5 protein-coding genes are annotated in these 3,579 nt (G+C 36.6%); all 5 read right to left on the bottom strand.

Annotated elements, in window-relative coordinates; all coding sequences use genetic code 11:
* The coding region (locus tag ENL20_11555; protein HHE39189.1) for an ABC transporter ATP-binding protein at positions 1-295 on the bottom strand (295 nt) is incomplete at its 3' end.
* A gap of 123 nt (positions 296-418) precedes the next feature.
* A complete protein-coding gene (locus ENL20_11550; GenBank protein ID HHE39188.1) occupies positions 419-838 on the bottom strand; it encodes a CBS domain-containing protein in 420 nt (139 codons plus the stop codon).
* Positions 839-890: 52 nt separating this feature from the next.
* Positions 891-1,775: a 5-methyltetrahydrofolate--homocysteine methyltransferase gene (locus ENL20_11545; GenBank protein ID HHE39187.1), complete on the bottom strand. Its 885-nt coding sequence runs from the start codon at positions 1,773-1,775 to the stop codon at positions 891-893.
* A gap of 137 nt (positions 1,776-1,912) precedes the next feature.
* Positions 1,913-2,536 carry a cobalamin-binding protein gene (locus ENL20_11540; protein HHE39186.1) on the bottom strand — a complete coding sequence of 208 codons (624 nt, stop codon included), beginning with the start codon at positions 2,534-2,536 and terminating at the stop codon, positions 1,913-1,915.
* A 65-nt stretch (positions 2,537-2,601) separates the two neighbouring features.
* Complete coding sequence (locus ENL20_11535; protein HHE39185.1) at positions 2,602-3,324, bottom strand: hypothetical protein; 723 nt, start codon at positions 3,322-3,324, stop codon at positions 2,602-2,604.
* Positions 3,325-3,579: the final 255 nt, after the last annotated feature.

Here is a 3,579-nt window from a genome sequence, read left to right as displayed (position 1 = left end):
GTTCATAATACATCTGACGAAGTTCCCGATCGACGAACCAGGCATTTCCGATGAGAAGCAATCTCCAGACGAACCGGATGGCAGCAATTCCAATCGCGATTAGAAAGATCAAAAGTGCAGGTTTGATCAAGCTCGAAGATGTAGTTCCAGGAATTTCGACCAGATCGACTGCTTTCTGCATTATTTTGGGAACGACAAGCTGTAAAAGATCAACTGCTACTATCAAGAGTAATCCAACAAAAATGCGGAACCAGTTTTTCTTTATGAATGGCGTAACTTTTTCAAAGGTTTTCATCTCATTCCTACATGAAAAATGTAAAAGTTCGCTATTTTACTTAAAATCCAAACAGTAAAATAGCGAACTTAATATTTTCTAATAATACAATGAAGTTTATTCTATAGAATATAGACTCCGGTTTTAATAAAATCCGGAGAAATCAATTTTATTAAAGCTTAAACCAAAGATCCGTTGATCAAGCACTCTGGCAATATCCTTCAAAGAAACGATACCTATTAACTTACCATTTTCTAAAATCGGTAAATGACGAATATGATTGATCACAAAAACATGATACACTTCTCGAAGTTTTTTATCTTTGCTAATTGTAATCAATTCTCTAGTCATTACTTCACCAACAGTGGTCTTCGTAGGATTTTTCCCACTTGCTACCACTCTTTTAAGTAAATCTCTTTCCGAAAAAATGCCGATAGGAATACCATCTTTTACGACAATGACCGATCCAATATCATTGGTTGACATAATTTTTGCTACAGAATCTATAGTTTCGTTTTCTGTGCAGGTTTTAACATCTGTCAGCATATATGATTCTATTTGCATACACTCTCCTTTCACTTATCAAACGATCAATTTTTTTTCCAAAAATTTCAAATTAAATATGATTGTCAACAACTTTCCGAATTGCCTGAATATGTTTGGGAGTTGTTCCGCAGCAACCTCCAATAATGGAAACTCCGGCAGCGATCAATTCCATCGTCTTTTCTGCAAAAAATTCAGGAGTTTCGGAATAGAAGATTTTACCTTTTTTCAGTTCGGGAAGACCTGCATTGGACTGGATAATGATCGGAAGTTTGGTGTATTTCTTAAATTCATGAGCAATTTTGATCATGTTCTCGATTCCATTCCCGCAATTTGAACCGATAATATCTGCTCTATTTTCTTCTAATTTTTCTGACACAGTTTCGATATCATTTCCCATAATTGTAAAGAATCCTCGTGGAGTCTCGTTGAAGGTCATAGTTGTGATGATCGGAATTTTTTGGGAGATGGATTTAACTGCCTTTATTGCTAAGATTGCTTCATTCAAATCTATCATTGTCTCGATGCAGATGATATCAATACCGGATTCGATCAGAACTTTGATCTGCCTTCTGAAACTTTGATAAATATCTTCCGGATCAGCATCACCAAAAGGTTTCAGCATTTTTCCCGAAGGACCGACAGAACCGGAAATGTAAGCTTCTTCTCCGACGGCTTTCCTAACTCTTTCAACTGCAATCCGATTTATTTCCCCTGTTTTATCCTGCAAATTGTAGTCGGATAATTTAAGTGGAGAACCGCCGAATGTATTCGTTTCAATGATATCTGCTCCGGCATCCAAATAGATTTTTGCGATTTCTTCCAATACTTCAGGATTGTTCAAACAGACAGTTTCCGGAGCATCTCCCTGCTTTAATCCTTTTTGGAAAAGCATTGTTCCCATTGCTCCGTCACCAACAAGGATTTTGTTGGTTAATTCTGTTAACATATTTTCCATAAATTCACTTTTCCCTTAACTCATCCTGCTGTCCTTCTCTCAAAAGAGAAGGAACAAAGAGAAGCAAGAAGAATTGCTATCAATCAAATTGTGCCGAAATTCATCCCTCTATTCTCAAGAGAGGGACAGAGGGTGAGTTATATCATCTCCTTCACCATCTCGACTGCTTTTCCAGCATCATAAGCATAGGCATCTGCTCCGATCTCATTTGCATATTTTTTTGAAACAGGAGCTCCACCGATGATCACTTTGATATCCGAGCCATCTGCTCTGACCAGATTTACTACTTTCTTCATATTGATCATTGTTGTTGTCAGCAGAGCTGACAGCCCGATCAAATTTGCGTTTTCCTTTTTCGCAGTTTCAATAAATTTTTCCGGAGGAACATCTCTTCCGAGATCGATAACATCAAAGCCTGCTCCTTTCAACATAATTCCGACCAGATTTTTCCCAATATCGTGAAGATCTCCCTGCACAGTTCCAATCACGATTTTACCCATAGTTGGGATTCCTTCGGAAATCAGAAGTGGTTTTAATTGATCGAGTCCGGCATACATTGCTTTGGCAGCCATCAGAACATCTGGAAGGAATATCTCGTGTTTGCGGAATTGCTCTCCGATAATGTTCATTCCTGCGATCAAACCGTTATCGAGAATTTCTTTGGGAGAAATATTCTCCGCGATTGCCTGCTTCGTTAGATCGAATACTTTTTCATCGTCTCCTTGTTGTAGAAATTCTGAAATTTGATTTAATATTTGCATTACTTCTCCTTTTGTATCACCACCGTCCCGGTGGTTTCTATTTTTTTCCCATCGGGACGATGGGGCTACATCCTCTCCAGACAACTTTTTGTCTTACACATCGAACAAAACGAAAAATTATTTTTAAATTGATGAATCTCTCTTTTCCCGGAAATCAAAACTCCGGAAATCGATTTCAAGGGAATCATCAAAAAACTATCGTTCAGAGTTATGCCGATTTTTTCCGGTTTTAGAAACTCAAACAACTTTTTCTGCCCGGAAATATGCCAACCGCAATAACCGGGACTGTAAGCCAGAGTTCTTATGTCTTTTCGGTGATTTCGGTGCTTTAATCTTGGAAGTTGTTGATAAAGAATACCAAGATTTTCAGTGTTTAAATTCTCCAATTTTCTAACCATATTATCCGCAGCAAGAGAAGCGATACAATCCAGCAAATGACCTAAAGCGAAATCATTTTTCCGGAAAAACTCCCGGATTTTATCACTCACTTTTTTACCTAAAGTAACAGCAAATAAAGATAGATAATCTGCTTTTCGATAAATGTTTTGAATGGGAGTTTCTGCAGAATTATTACCTTCTACGAAAAAAACTTTTTCGAATTCTTCTTTAGAGATTTCAGAAATTATCCCGACAGGATTTGAAGTTTCTCGAAAGATCTTTAATGATTCTTCATAAAGATTTTGAATTTTTTCAGGTATTTTTTGGATTGATGAATAGCCGATTTCTTTGAAAATTTTATCTTTTTCCGGTTGGACTTCGTTTATTTTAAATTTGATGATTTCAGTCATAATTTATTTTTACCTTGAAAAGATTTACAAGAAATGCTCTTCCTGCTTAATCTTTTCAATGGTTCTTTCTATTGTGCGTTCACATTGTTACCAAACGGAGTTTAGCAATAAGCAAACGGTTTTCGTTCTTTCATTATTGAGTCCACTCTAAAAAGGTCAAATTCAATAAAATTAGAAACCGTTAAAACGGTTAATACTTTTTCCTGTTTCATTAACCACCAACTTAAGTTGGTGGTTAATAAGAAGATAGAGGTC

It is taken from the genome of Candidatus Cloacimonadota bacterium, from assembly GCA_011372345.1.
Classification (GTDB): domain Bacteria; phylum Cloacimonadota; class Cloacimonadia; order Cloacimonadales; family TCS61; genus DRTC01.
The sequence above is the reverse complement of the archived record's forward strand: the minus strand, read 5'-3'. Positions and strand labels throughout refer to the sequence as shown.